This is a genomic window from Chloroflexota bacterium (assembly GCA_038040195.1).
Classification (GTDB): Bacteria; Chloroflexota; Limnocylindria; order QHBO01; family QHBO01; genus DASTEQ01.
Genome location: JBBPIR010000001.1, coordinates 772,814 through 786,173, shown reverse-complemented (window position 1 = coordinate 786,173; position 13,360 = coordinate 772,814). Strand labels below are relative to the sequence as shown.

The following is a 13,360-nucleotide window of genomic DNA, read 5'->3' as shown; positions in this document are numbered from 1 at the left end:
TGAAGTTATCCACACCACTACAGGTTGTGGAAAAGGCCCTCCTTTTGGCATCGATCCGGTGCTAGACTGCGGCTCCCATCACCCTCGTGCGAGTCCCATGCCGCCGACCTCTCCGAACCTGTCCGCCAAGCTGATCTTCCCCACCGCCGAGATCGTCGAGGAGTACTACCTCCCGATCATCTACACGGCCTGCCGAACGTGCTATTCGGAGCAGCTGCCGGACGCCATCTGGGACAAGGCGGTGGCGCGGCAGGTGGCCGACGAGAAGCAGCAGGCGCTCGTGCGCAAAGTCATGGAGTCGGGTCACGGCTCGACCATCGAGCACGTCAACTTCACCTTCGCCATCAGTGGTGTGACCCGGACCCTGTCCCACCAATTGGTCCGCCACCGGTCAGGGACCGCCTTTGACCAGCAGTCCCAGCGCTACGTCTCGTTCAAAGCCCGCGACAACTACACCATCCCCGACTCGATCACCAAGGGCGACCTGCCCGACGACCTCGCGGGCCGCTTCCAGCAGGCGATCGACGACAACCTTGAGCTATACGGGCAGCTGCTCCAAGCCGAGGTTCCGGCCGAGGATGCGCGCTTCATCTTCCCCAACGCCATGCAGACCAACCTGATCATGACCGTCAACCTGCGCCAGCTCATCCATATGAGCGGGCTACGGCTGTGCACCATGGCCCAGTGGGAGATCCGCCAGCTGTTCAAGCAGATCCGCCACGAGATCTTCCGGGTCAGCCCCTTCTTCGGATCGTTCCTGGCCCCCAAGTGCGTGCCCCTGGGCTACTGCGACGAGATGGGCAACCGCGACGAGCACTGCCGGATTCGACCCCATCGCGACACGGTGATGGCGGTCTGGGAGGCCTACCGGGGTGGCGAGCTGGCGGAAACCGATGGACCGATCGTCCCCGAGACCTCGCCCTTCCGGCCCAAGCCACGCCGGACCGATCGGGTGCCGATCCGAATGGAGGCGCCGGAGGCCGCCGTCGGCCAGGCTGCCCAGGCCGACCGCTACTGACGGCCAGCCGGTCTAGTAGCCGGGTCCGGAGCCGTTCTGGCAGGCCGCGATGAGCAGCGGCAATCCCACAAGGACGAGCGCGATCATTCGATCCCGAAGGCTTCTCAGGCGTCGCATGACGGCATCCTACGTCTAGAAGGCCTGGCTCAGCCGCTCGGTTCCTTCCGGCCGGCCAGCAGGCGCTCGACCGATGCCGCCGCGCGACGGGTTCGCGTCTCGGATCGTTTGGCCTCGGCCACCCAGTCGGCGTATGCCTTCTGGTGACTGAACGAGAGCCCGTCGTAGATGGCCCTGGCGTTCGGCGCGCCGGCCAGCGACGCGGCGAGCTCGGGTGGCCGCTGCACTACCCGGGGCTCCGTGTCGGGGTCGATCCGAATGCGGACCCGGTCCCCGTACTGCAGGCCGGTGGCCTCGCGGACGGCTCGGTTGACGACCAGGTAGTAGTCCGTGCCGTATCGGGCTGGGGTGGTCCGCCAGGTGTGGCCACGGACCGTGACGCGGATTGGAGGCCGGTGGCGGCCGAAGGCGGCCTGAAAGTCGACGGGCAGAATGAAGTAATAGGGGTTCCCCGCCTGCCGGTCGGCCACGTTGGGGTGCACGCCGCCTTCCCCGGTGAGGGTGGCGGTACACGTGAGCGATTTCGGCGTCTTCGGTCCCGCGGTCATCGGTCAGCCACCGTCATCGGTCAGTTGTCGGTCGTCACCCCGTCGCCCAACGTGAAGCGGCGGAGCTCCGCGTCGCACGCATCGGCCAGGCGTTGGGCCTGGGAGATGAGGAACGGCGTCATCTTGGTCGAGTCGACGATGAGCAACGTCCGGCCGCGCTCGTTGGCCCCGATCACGATCCGGTCCTCCCCGTGGAACGAGATGCCCCAGTTGGACTGGAGCTGGGTCAGCTCGGCCAGGACGACGTCCTCGCGGAACGACCAGTCCAGGTACGCGGCGTTGAGCGCGGCCACCACGTCGCGCAGCTGGTGGGTGACGTTGCGGGTCAATCGCGCGAGGCCGACCACGATCCGCAGCGACGCGAACGCGTCCCCCGTCCGCGCCACCTGGGGCGGGGTGATGTCCGGGGCCGGCATGCCGTCGGGAGCCTCGCCCAGCAGCGAGGGATTGGTTGCGGTCACGACCGGCCGAGTATGGCCGATCCCGCCCGATCAGCCGATGCGGAGACCTTCGGGCGAGGCGGGATCCGGCTCCAGCAGATGGACCTGGCCACCCTCGCCCATAGCGCCCAGGACCAGGACCTGGCTGGCCAGGCCCGCGATCCGGCGGGGCGGGAAGTTCACGACGGCGACCACCTGGCGACCGATGAGGGTGGCCGGGTCAGGGTACGTGACGGTCAGCTGGGCGGCTGAGACCCGCTCACCGATCTCCCGGCCGAAGTCGATGTGGAGCTTGTACGACGGGTTGCGGGCCTCGGGGAACGGCTCGGCGGCGACGATACGGCCGACCCGCATGTCGACCCGCAGGAAGTCCTCGAATTCGATCACCAGGCGACGATATCAGTCGCCGGTGTCGCCACCCCCCTGCCCGTGCACTTTCTCTTTTTCCTGTCCCTGTCCCTGCCCCTGGCCTTGCCCCTGTCCCTGGCCGTGGCCCTGGCCGTGGCCACCCATGATCCAGCCGATGCCGGGCTTGAGGTCGAATTCCTCATCTTCTTCGGCCAGGGCTCGCGCGATCTGGCCCCAGCCCATCCCGTCTTCGCGCATTTCCGCGATCTCGGAGGGCTCTACCCCCGCCGCATCGGCGAAGGCCAGGATCCGGACTGCGCCACCGAGTCCGTAGACGTCGGCGAGCGCGTCCAGCTCGGCGGTGTCGGTCGTGATCTCCTGGTCGTCCAGGAGCTCGACCACCCGTTCGGCGTTGGGTCCCTCGCCGTTGAAGGCCAGTGCGGCCGCACCCCCCGTCAGCAGGACGAGGATGAGCCCCGCAATGATTCCGAACCGAATAGCGCGCGTCATGCGCCCGTTGTACACCCTGGTGCGGAGCTCCGCCATAGGAATGGTGTCGCCCGGCAACGCCTTTGTGGTGCAGCCACGCTAGTACTGTCGGGCCGTGGCTCGTGCCGGGCGCACCGGGTAGCGTCAGCACGTGACCTTCTGGAACTGGCGCCGCGGTGGTGGCGGGTCGGCGACCTCCGGCGCCGCCGCCCTGGCCACTGGAACCGATCTAGCGCCCATCGAGCTGTATACCGCGGATACCCGCATGGTGGGCTGGATCGCGTCCAAGGGGCAGCGCGTGACCGACCTCCTGCTGGCCAGCGAGGAGCTGCGCCTGTGGCAGCCGCGCGCGGGCGGGGACGACATGACCGTGCGTCCGGTCCTGGACAAGAACGGGGAGTGGCGGACCGTGGCCACCGCCGACGTCGTCCTCATCATGCCGCCGGAGTGGCGGACGAATCGCCAGCTGCGCCTTCATCGGCGCATCCAGCGTGTTGCTGCCGACGCCGGGCCATTCACGGTGACCGGCAACATCCATCTGTCGCCCGGAACGACGTTCCCGGACCCGTTCCAGCTGCCGGCGTTTGTCCCGCTCACGGAGGCCCACCTGCTCCACCACGGCGATCCGGCGTTCGAGCACGTCGTCTCGGTCGTCATCGTCAACTCGACGCACGTCAGCCGACTGGTCCCCCTCGTCAGCCTGGCCTGACCGATAGCGCCGCCCGCCAGGCGGTCGGCACCGCGAGATCGCGGGCCATAATCGGCCAGTCATGGCCGTCCTCCGTTCCGCGGTCGATCCCTCATCCCCCAGCTTCGCCGCCAACGCGGACGCCATGCGGGCCCTGATGGCCGAGCTTCGCGAGCGGACGGCCCAGGTCACGCTCAACGGAGCCGGCGGCGACGAACGCGCCATCGCCCGCCATCGCGAGCGGGGCAAGCTCCTCGTTCGCGAGCGGGTGGAACGGCTGATCGATCCGGGGAGCGCGTTCCTCGAGCTGTCGCCTCTCGCCGCCAACGGCCTCTACGACGACGAGGCGCCGGGCGCGGGCCTGGTGACGGGCATCGGTCGCGTCGAGGGCGTCGAGTGCGTGATCGTGGCCAACGACGCCACGGTCAAGGGCGGCACGTACTACCCCATGACCGTCAAGAAGCACCTTCGCGCGCAGGAGATTGCGCTCGACAACCGTCTGCCGTGCCTGTACCTGGTCGACTCGGGTGGGGCGTTCCTCCCCCTCCAGGACGAGGTCTTCCCCGACCGCGACCATTTCGGCCGGATCTTCTACCACCAGGCACAGTTGTCGGCACGCGGCGTGCCGCAGATCGCGGTCGTGATGGGGCATTCGACGGCCGGCGGCGCCTACGTGCCGGCCATGAGCGACGAGACGGTGATCGTCCGCGGCACGGGAGCCATTTTCATCGGCGGCCCGCCACTGGTGCAGGCTGCCACCGGGGAGCAGGTGAGCGCCGAGGAGCTGGGCGGGGCGGAGGTCCACACCGTCACCAGCGGCGTGGCCGACCACTACGCCCTGTCGGACGAGCATGCGCTGGCCATCGCCCGCTCCATCGTCCGCAACCTGGCCTGGCGCAAGCCGGAGCCGCCCTGGGGGGTGGCCGCCCCGCGGCCACCATCGGTCGATCCGGAGGACCTGTACGGGATCATTCCGGCAGACCGGCGCCTGGCCTACGACGTGCGCGAGGTCATCGCCCGCCTGGTCGATGAGTCGGAGTTCCACGAGTTCAAGGAACGGTACGGGGAGACCCTGGTCTGCGGCTTCGCCCGGCTGGAGGGCTACCCGGTTGGGATCCTGGCCAACAACGGGGTCCTGTTCAGCGCCTCGGCTTTGAAGGGCGCGCACTTCATCGAGCTGGCGTCCCAGCGCCGGATCCCACTCGTGTTCCTCCAGAACATCACCGGGTTCATGGTCGGCCGCGAGTACGAGGCAGGCGGGATCGCCAAGGACGGGGCCAAGCTGGTGACCGCGGTCTCGACCACGGCGGTGCCGAAGTTCACGGTCATCATCGGCGGCTCGTTCGGAGCCGGGAACTACGGGATGGCGGGCCGCGCCTACGGACCCCGGCAGCTGTGGATGTGGCCCAACGCCCGGATCAGCGTCATGGGCGGCGCCCAGGCGGCCCGGGTCCTGTCCACCGTGCGCGGCGGGTTTCAGACCGATGCCGAACGCGACGCGTTCGAGGCACCGATCCTGGACGAGTACGAGCGCCAGGGCTCGCCCTATTACTCGACCGCGCGTGTGTGGGACGACGGCGTGATCGATCCGATGGACACTCGGCGGGTGCTGGCCATGGGCATCAACGCCGCGTTGAATGCGGAGATTGGTGAGACGCGCTTCGGCGTGTTCCGGATGTAGGGACGGCTAGACTCTGGTCCGGCTACGCCCTAAGCCATACGGAGGGACTAAACGATGATCAGCCTGGGTGTCCTCCTCGTCATCCTCGGAGTCGGCTCGCTGGTGCTGCCCAGCCTTGGCCTCCAGTTGAGGTTCATGGATTGGTTGGATCCCTATCAGCCGTGGGCCGGCATCATCGTCGCGGCGGTTGGTTTGATCACGGTCCTGTTCGGCGCCCAGCGGCGCGGACGCGCGGTGGCACCGGTGGCTGCGGCGACGGCTCAGGCAGCTCCAAAGGCTGAGACATCCGAGCCGGCAGCACCGGCTGCTGAGAGGACTCGGCCGACGGAGCCGCCCGAGCGTTCGGAGGACTAAGCCTGACCCACCGCCCACCTACGGTAGGCTGGTGGGGATGACCGAGCGTCCGGCAGAGGACCGGCCAATCCCCGGCTCCCATGCCCGCGGCGTCCCCAGCGGGACCCTGGAAGAGAGCGCGGCCGCTCTGTACGAGGCGGCCATTGCCGCAAGGGACGCGGAGGGCGGTGACGATCCGGCCCCGCTCCAGGCGTTCTACCGGGCGATCGGGGCGGCCACGTTGCTCCTGCCCGTGCCACCGGGCGCCGAAAAGGAGGCTCGTGAGGCGGTCGAGCAGGTGGTTGACGACGAGCAAGAAGTGGAAGTTGGCGTCCTGCTGGCTCGCGCCCCGGACGGCTCGTCGGTGAGCGTCGCGTTCGGTTCACACGCGGCGATGGCGGCCTGGTCGCCGCTGGGATCCAGCTCCCTGGCCCTGCCGGCGCGGATCGCGCTGGCCAACCTGGCCGCGGCCGGGCTGCCCGTGATCCTGGATCCCGCCGGGCCGATTCCCTACCGGTTCGAACCGGATGAGATCGCGGACCTGGCGGCCGGCCGCCTGCCGGGAAGCGACGAACCGCTCGCCTCCGCCGATGGCGGGCACTCGATCCGGGTACGGCTGCCGGGGCCGGAGGCTCGCGAGGCCGAGCGCCGGCTGGCCGCCGACCTGGCCGGCTGGCCGGGGATCCGGGAGGCCTACCTGGTCGAGAGCGACACCGGGGATGGATGGCGCCTGCTGCTGGGCCTGGTGGGGGGCGGCGGGCCGTTGCCTCCGCTCCCGGAGGACATGGACGCCCGTTGGCTGGCGGAACCGCTGCTAGGTAGCGTCCGGGCGGTGGCGGACCCGTTCCATCGCGGCCACCGATGAGTGGGCCGCTGCGCCTCGAGCGCTCGGGTACGGTGGCCCGCGTCGTGCTGGCGCGGCCCCAGGTGCGCAACGCCTTCAATGCGGACCTCATCGCGGCGCTGACCGATGCCTTCGCGACACTCGCGACCGAGCCACCCGAGACCCTGCGGGCCGTGGTGCTGGCCGGGGAAGGTTCGGTGTTCTGTGCCGGTGCCGACGTTGCGTGGTTGCGCGTCGCAGCCGACATGGACGTCGCGGCCAATGAGGCTGACGCTGGCGTGCTGGCCACCATGCTCGAGACGATCGACACGTGCCCGGTCCCGGTCGTCACCCGCGTCCAGGGCGCGGCACTGGGGGGCGGCATGGGCCTGTGCGCCGTGTCCGACATCGTGGTCTCGACCGCGGACGCGACCTTCGGCTTCACCGAGACCCGGCTGGGAATCCTGCCGGCAGTCATCGGCCCCTATGCGGTGGCCAAGATCGGCGTAAGCCAGGCGCGTGCGCTGTTCCTGCCCGGGAGCCGATTCGATGCTGGGCGAGCCCGGGAGATCGGCCTGGTGCACGAGGTGGTGGCCGACGAAGCCGCCCTCGACCGGCGGCTGGCGGAGCTGGTGGACGAGATCCTGGCCGCCGGACCGACCGCGGTTCGCGAGGCGAAGGCACTCATCCGCCGTCTCCGCGGCCAGCCGATGGCCCAGGCCCGCGCCCTGACCGTGGCTGCCATCGCGCGCCAGCGCACCAGCCCGGAGGGCCAGGAGGGGCTGTCCGCGTTCCTCGACAAGCGCGACCCGTCGTGGAGGCGTTGAGCCGCCCCCGTAAGCCTCTGGTCAATCACGTATGACTGGTAATGGGATGGCCACGCGGATTCCCAGGTCAGCCAGTCAGGCGTGACTGTGCGTGCCGAAATCTTGGGCGCCGTGCGGGTTACCAGTCACCGGTAACTCGCCGACATCGGCGCAGCCCATGAGGGCGCCTGCGACAATCGCGACGTGCGCGACGAGCTGACGCCCCGCGAGGTCGCCCAGGAGCTCGGGGTCACGGTCCGCACCGTCCAACGCTGGATCGCCGGCGGCCGATTGCCTGGGACCCGCGTCGGCGGCCGGATACGCATCCTCCGCGGCGCTCTGGAAGCGGTTACCAGCTCGCCAACGGATGGCGGGGCGCGTCAAATCGGCGCCGTCCTGATCGCCAACCGGGGCGAGATCGCTGAGCGGATCGCGCGCACCGTCCGTCGGCTCGGGATGCGCGTGGTCCGCGTCCATGCGCCCGACGAGCCGCCGCCCGAGGGCAGCGATCTTGCGCTGCCCATCAGCGCCTACCTCGACGCCGAGGCGGTGCTCGAGGCTGCCCGCCGTGGCGGCGCTGATGCGATCCATCCCGGGTACGGCTTCCTGGCCGAGAACCCCGACTTCGCCGCCGCCGTCACCGCCGCCGGCCTGATCTGGATCGGGCCCCCGCCCGAGGCCATCCGAGCCATGGGCGACAAGGCGGCGGCGCGCCGGCTCGCCGTCCGACACGGCGTGGCAGTGGTGCCCGGCTACGACGGTCCGGCCCAGGACGACGCCGCCCTAGCCGAGGCGGCCGGGGAGATCGGCTTCCCGCTGCTGGTCAAGCCCGCCGCCGGCGGAGGCGGCAAGGGCATGCGAGTCGCGCGCTCGGCGGAGCAGCTGGCGACCGAGCTGGCGGCCAGCCGGCGCGAGGCGAAAGCGGCCTTCGGGGACGATCGGCTCATCCTCGAGCGCCTCCTGGAGGGCGCGCGCCACGTGGAGGTCCAGGTCCTGTTCGACGCCGACGGCCACGGTGTCCACCTGGGGGAGCGCGACTGCAGCGCTCAGCGGCGCCAGCAGAAGATCGTGGAGGAGACGCCCGCGCCATCGGTGAGCCGGGAGCTGCGTGAGGCTCTGGGGGCGGCGGCTGTGGCGGTGGCCGGCGCATCGGGCTACGTCGGGGCAGGCACGGTCGAATTCCTCCTGACCGATGAAGGGGGCTATCACTTCCTGGAGATGAACACCCGGCTCCAGGTCGAGCACCCGGTCACCGAGGCGGTCACTGGGCGCGACCTGGTCGAGGACCAGCTGCGGATCGCGGCGGGCGAGCGGCTGGGTTTTGACCAGGCCTCGGTGCGCCCGCGCGGCCACGCGATCGAGGCCCGCCTGTACGCCGAGGACCCCGAACACGGGTTCCTGCCCGCCAGCGGCCGGGTGGTCGAGCTGCGCTGGCCTGCGGGAGAGGGCATCCGGGTCGACGCGGGTGTCCGCCTGGGCGACGTCGTCCCGGACCGATACGACCCGCTGCTGGCCAAGGTCATCGCCCACGCCCCCACCCGGGCGGCGGCCGTGCGGCGGCTTCGGGATGCCCTGGCCGAGACGCAGCTCCTGGGCGTCCGGACCAACCTGCGCTTCCTGCGCTGGCTCGCCGACCAGCCCGCCTTCAAGGCCGGGGAGATGCGAACCGACACCCTCACCAAGCTCGTCCTGCCCGGGCCGGTGGCGCCGCCGGAGGCCGCCTGGAAAGCCGCGGCCGCGCTCCTTGTGGCGGAGGACGCTGGCCCATGGGGCGGCGGGTGGCGGACCAACGCCCCGGCCGCCGTGCGCCTCGTCCACGGAGAGGAGACGCGCACCGTGGAGCCAGCCGATGCGTCAGCCGGCAGGCCAGCCATGGCCAGGCATGGCGACGTCGTCTACGTCGACGTCGAAGGCCAGTCGCTCGAGTTCGGTCTGGCCCGCCCGCCGGCGATCGAGGAGGCCGTCCGCCACGCGCACGGCGAGGGGACGGCCCTGCTCAGCGCCCCGATGCCGGGACGCGTGCTTGCCGTCCGGCACGGCCCCGGAGCGCGCGTGCCGGCGCACGAACCGGTCATCGTGATCGAGGCCATGAAGATGGAGCACGCGGTCAGCTCCCCGTTGGCCGGAACCGTGACGGCGGTCCACGTCCACGAAGGGGACCAGGTCCAGCGCGGCGACCTGCTGGCCGAAGTGTCGGCGTAGGATGCCCCGGCCATGACCCACGTCGACGTCCGGATCTACGAGGTGGGACCGCGGGACGGGCTCCAGAACGAGGCGCAGCCGATCCCGACCGAGACCAAGCTCAGCTTCATCGCATTGCTCGTCGATGCCGGTCTGCGCGAGATCGAGGCCACCTCGTTCGTGGCACCCGGCGCCATCCCGCAGCTGGCCGACGCCGACGACCTGCTGCCGCGCCTGGAACGACGGCCGGGCGTCCGCTATCCGGTGCTGGTGCCCAATGCCCGCGGCCTGGAGCGCGCCGTCGTGGCTGGGGCGGACGCGGTGTGCGTGTTCACTGCGGCCTCCGAATCGTTCACCCACCACAACATCGGGATGTCGATTGCCGAGTCGCTCGACGCGTTCCGGCCCGTGATCGACCACGCCCGGCGAGCGGGCTGGTGGGCCCGCGGCTACGTTTCCACTGCGTTCGGCTGCCCGTACGAGGGACCGATCGCCGAGAGCGCGGTGGCGGACGTCGCCCAGCGCTTGCTCGAGCTGGGGGTGGACGAGCTGAGCATCGGCGACACGATCGGGGTAGCTGGGCCCGCCGACGTGCGACGGGTGACCGGCGCCCTCCAGGGCGCGGGCATCGGTCCTGACCGTTTGGCGATGCACTTCCATGACACGCGCGGCACCGCGGTCGCCAACGTGGCGACCGCCATCGGCCTGGGCATCCGCTGCTTCGATGCCAGCACGGGTGGAACCGGGGGCTGCCCCTACGCGCCCGGCGCGGCCGGCAACCTGGCGACCGAGGACCTCGTCTACCTGCTCGACCGCGAGGGCCTGCGCCACGGGGTGGACCTGGATGGCGTCCTGGCCGCGGCTCGCTTCATCAGCGGGGCGCTCGGCCGGCCGCTGGCCTCCAAGGTGGGCCAGGCCGGGGATTGGCCGGCGTAGGATGCGGCCGATGCCCGAGGACTCCGCGGATCGGCGCCCTGTAGTTTTGGACGTCGACACCGGGATCGACGACATGGTGGCGCTGCTCATCGCGGCCACTGCCCCGGAGCTGGCCCTGCGGGGCGTGACCTGCGTGGCCGGCAACGTCGAGCTTCAATACGTGGCCCGAAACACCGGGACCCTGCTCCAGTTGGTGGGCCGTGCCGACGTCCCCGTTTCCATCGGGGCGGCGCGTCCTCTGAGCCGTCGCCTGCGCACCGCTCCCGAGACCCACGGGCCAACCGGGACCGGCTACGCCGAGCTGCGAGGCGAGCAGCGGGCGCTCGAGACGACCGACTTCACGGCCGTGCCGGCCGCCCGCTACCTCGAGGCTCACCTGACCCGCCACCCGGGCCAGATGACGATCGTGGCCACCGGGCCGCTGACCAACATCGCGTCCGCTGCGCAGAACGGGGTCGACCTGGCGGGCGGGGCACGGGAGGTGGTCTGGATGGGCGGCGCCCTGCGGGTGCGGGGCAACACGACCGAGACCGGCGAGTGGAACGCGTGCGTGGATCCGGAGGCGGCCGAGATCTGCCTGTCCAGCGGGTCGCTGGACCGCGTCTTCCCGCTGGACGCCACCCAGCAGGCGGTCTTCACCCTCGACGACCTCGATCGGCTGCCGGAGAGCGAACTGGCCGGCGTGGTGCGCGACGCGATCCGCTTCTACGTCGGCTACCACCGGGTGGCCGACGGCATCGACGGCTGCTACCTGCACGACGCGGTCACCCTGGTCGGAGCCCTGCTGCGGCCCGACCTGGTGACCGACAGCCGCGACCGCCGGCTCGTGTGCGACACCTCGGCTGACGTGACGACCGCCGGTACGATCCGTCCCGCCGACGACGATCCGCGGCCGATGCTCAACGTGGCCATGGCCATTGACGCCCCTGCCATGCGCGAGGAGATCCTGGAACGCCTGGCGCAGGCGGTTGCCTGACGCCGAACTCAAGCACCGAGGAGGAGGAGACCGATGACCAGCATGGACAACCCTGCGCGGGCCGGCGGGTCGGGCGGGCTGCGCGTGGCAGCCGGGGTGGTGGCGTTTTTGATCGCCACCCTGGCCGGGATCGTGGCCTTTGGCCAGTTCGGCGATCCGACGGTGGATCCGAACACCGGCGCCTACCCCACCGCCGCGAACTCGTTCGCCCTCATCCTGGCCGTGGCCCTGCTCGTTGGCGCGGCGGTGACCTTTGCGCTGGAGAAGATCCAGACCGGGCGCCTGGAGTCTCTGTCCCGCCAGTTCACGCTGCGCGTGATCGTGCTCATGCCATTCGCGATCGCGATCAACATCGTGCTCGGCCAGACGGTCGCGGCGGCCCTGAAGATCCCGATTTACCTCGACTCCATCGGCACCATCCTGGTCGGGGTCGTGGCCGGGCCGGTCGCTGGAGCGGCAACGGGGTTCCTGGGCAACATCCTGTGGTCGTACGTCATACCGCCGCCGTTCCAGTACCCACCGGCGGCCGCGTTCGCGGTGGTGGCGGCGGTGATCGGCATCGCGGCCGGCCTGGCCGGACGCTGGGGGCTCATGCGACCCCGGACCAACCGCTCAACCGGCCAACTGGTGATCGCCGGGGTAGTGGTGGGCGGCATCATCATCGGCCTGGCATGGCTGGCGTCTGTCGGCTACCGGCTCATCTTCCAGACCGACATCAACCCGCTGCCGTCGAGCGACAACCAGCTGTTCCTGGTGCTGGGCTACGTGGCCATTCTGCTGGTCGTGGCCGCCGTGCTGGGGGTCTTCGCGCTGCTGTTCGGGCGGCGTGACCTCACCGCCGCCTACGCGGTGGTGACCGGGGTGGCGACCGGGATCGTCGCCGCCCTCATCAGCGCGCCCATCGCGGCGGGTGTATTCGGCGGGGTGACCGGCGCCGGCACCGACTTCCTGGTGGCCGCCTTCCGCCAGGCCGGGGTGGACATCTACGCCGCGACCACCGGGCAGGGGCTGATCAGCGACCCGATCGACAAGGCGACGACCTTCGTGATCGTGTACCTGATCGTGGTGGCCATGGCGGTCCGCCTCAAGGCCCGCTTCCCGCAGGGTGAGCAGCTGATCGAGGAAAGCGCGCCACCCGCGGGCAACCGGGAGGCGCCGGGCTGACTGTCGCCGCCGAGCCGGCGGCGCCGGCGTTCCTGGTCCCGCCCGCGCCGACGGCCTGGCATCGGCTCAACCCGCTGACCCGGCTGGTGGCGGCCACCGTCACCGCAGTCAATGCCACCCTGCTGGGCGGCGTCCTGGGTCCGGTGGCGCTCACCCTGGTCGCGGTCGTGCTGCCCGCTGCCGTGGCCGGGATCCTGCCGCGGCTGCTGCGGGTGGGGCTGGTCGTGGCTTTGCCGTTGGCGATCAGCGTCCTGGTGGTCAATCTGTTCTTCTTCCCGTCGGGTGCCAGCGTCCTGTTCCGGATCGGCCCGGTCACAGCGACCGCCGAAGGGCTGGCCTACGCGATCGAGACCCTGGTCCGGCTGGGGGCCATCACCGGCGCACTGGTTCTGTTCTACCTCACCACACCCATCGGCTCGTTGGTGGTCGATTTGGAGCGGCGGGGCGTGAGCGCCCGGGTCGCCTTCGTCGTCAGCGCATCGGTGCGCACCGTGCCGGCCATCGTCGAGCGCGCAGCGCAGATCGCCGATGCGCAGCGCGCGCGCGGCCTCGACACCGAGGGCAGCCTGTGGCGGCGCTTCCGCGGCCTCGTCCCGCTGGTGGGGCCCGTCCTGCTGGGCTCGATCGGAGAGGTCGAGGAACGCGCCATGGCCCTTGAGGCGCGTGGCTTCTCACGCCCCGGACGCCGGTCGCTGCTGTGGGCACCCGCGGACAGCGACGCCGAACGAGTGGCGCGCTGGCTCATGGTCCTCAGCATTCCAGTGCTCATCGTGGCCGGCCTGGCGGGGTGGCTGGGGTGAGCAGGCCTGTGG

At 70.7% G+C, this 13,360-nt stretch carries 15 protein-coding genes; 11 read left to right on the top strand and 4 right to left on the bottom strand.

Annotated features, from left to right (window positions below):
* Window positions 1–97: 97 nt before the first annotated feature.
* Entirely contained in the window at window positions 98–1,018 is a 921-nt protein-coding gene (thyX, locus tag AABM41_03990) for an FAD-dependent thymidylate synthase (protein ID MEK6191471.1), read from the top strand.
* A gap of 146 nt (window positions 1,019–1,164) precedes the next feature.
* On the opposite strand, the gene AABM41_03985 is transcribed toward thyX, so the two are convergent.
* The 4 genes from AABM41_03985 to AABM41_03970 are packed head-to-tail and all read right to left on the bottom strand — an operon-like array spanning window position 1,165 to window position 2,981.
* Window positions 1,165–1,683 (bottom strand): YdeI/OmpD-associated family protein, encoded by a 519-nt coding sequence (locus AABM41_03985; protein ID MEK6191470.1) that lies wholly within the window; start codon window positions 1,681–1,683, stop codon window positions 1,165–1,167.
* Window positions 1,684–1,703: 20 nt separating this feature from the next.
* Window positions 1,704–2,144: a hypothetical protein gene (locus tag AABM41_03980; GenBank protein MEK6191469.1), complete on the bottom strand. Its 441-nt coding sequence runs from the start codon at window positions 2,142–2,144 to the stop codon at window positions 1,704–1,706.
* A 30-nt stretch (window positions 2,145–2,174) separates the two neighbouring features.
* Window positions 2,175–2,510: a tRNA-binding protein gene (locus AABM41_03975; protein MEK6191468.1), complete on the bottom strand. Its 336-nt coding sequence runs from the start codon at window positions 2,508–2,510 to the stop codon at window positions 2,175–2,177.
* A 12-nt stretch (window positions 2,511–2,522) separates the two neighbouring features.
* Window positions 2,523–2,981, bottom strand: a complete 459-nt coding sequence (locus tag AABM41_03970) for a hypothetical protein (GenBank protein ID MEK6191467.1) — start codon at window positions 2,979–2,981, stop codon at window positions 2,523–2,525.
* 130 nt (window positions 2,982–3,111) lie between these two features.
* On the opposite strand from AABM41_03970, the gene AABM41_03965 reads away from it, so the two are divergent.
* The 10 genes from AABM41_03965 (at window position 3,112) to AABM41_03920 (ending at window position 13,348) form a co-directional block, all read left to right on the top strand.
* A complete protein-coding gene (locus AABM41_03965) occupies window positions 3,112–3,669 on the top strand; it encodes a hypothetical protein (GenBank protein ID MEK6191466.1) in 558 nt (185 codons plus the stop codon).
* Window positions 3,670–3,730: 61 nt separating this feature from the next.
* A complete protein-coding gene (locus tag AABM41_03960) occupies window positions 3,731–5,329 on the top strand; it encodes a carboxyl transferase domain-containing protein (GenBank protein ID MEK6191465.1) in 1,599 nt (532 codons plus the stop codon).
* Between the two features lie 54 nt (window positions 5,330–5,383).
* Complete coding sequence (locus tag AABM41_03955) at window positions 5,384–5,683, top strand: hypothetical protein (GenBank protein ID MEK6191464.1); 300 nt, start codon at window positions 5,384–5,386, stop codon at window positions 5,681–5,683.
* 37 nt (window positions 5,684–5,720) lie between these two features.
* On the top strand, window positions 5,721–6,527 hold the full coding sequence (locus AABM41_03950) for an SseB family protein (GenBank protein ID MEK6191463.1): 807 nt from the start codon (window positions 5,721–5,723) through the stop codon (window positions 6,525–6,527).
* On the top strand, window positions 6,524–7,312 hold the full coding sequence (locus tag AABM41_03945; GenBank protein MEK6191462.1) for an enoyl-CoA hydratase-related protein: 789 nt from the start codon (window positions 6,524–6,526) through the stop codon (window positions 7,310–7,312). The genes AABM41_03950 and AABM41_03945 overlap by 4 nt, the downstream gene beginning before the upstream one ends.
* Window positions 7,313–7,495: 183 nt before the next feature.
* Entirely contained in the window at window positions 7,496–9,493 is a 1,998-nt protein-coding gene (locus tag AABM41_03940) for a biotin carboxylase N-terminal domain-containing protein (protein MEK6191461.1), read from the top strand.
* Window positions 9,494–9,505: 12 nt separating this feature from the next.
* Entirely contained in the window at window positions 9,506–10,408 is a 903-nt protein-coding gene (locus AABM41_03935) for a hydroxymethylglutaryl-CoA lyase (protein ID MEK6191460.1), read from the top strand.
* 10 nt (window positions 10,409–10,418) lie between these two features.
* Entirely contained in the window at window positions 10,419–11,384 is a 966-nt protein-coding gene (locus tag AABM41_03930) for a nucleoside hydrolase (protein ID MEK6191459.1), read from the top strand.
* Between the two features lie 33 nt (window positions 11,385–11,417).
* On the top strand, window positions 11,418–12,548 hold the full coding sequence (locus tag AABM41_03925) for a hypothetical protein (protein ID MEK6191458.1): 1,131 nt from the start codon (window positions 11,418–11,420) through the stop codon (window positions 12,546–12,548).
* On the top strand, window positions 12,545–13,348 hold the full coding sequence (locus AABM41_03920) for an energy-coupling factor transporter transmembrane component T (protein MEK6191457.1): 804 nt from the start codon (window positions 12,545–12,547) through the stop codon (window positions 13,346–13,348). Before AABM41_03925 ends, AABM41_03920 begins: the two co-directional genes overlap by 4 nt.
* Window positions 13,349–13,360: the final 12 nt, after the last annotated feature.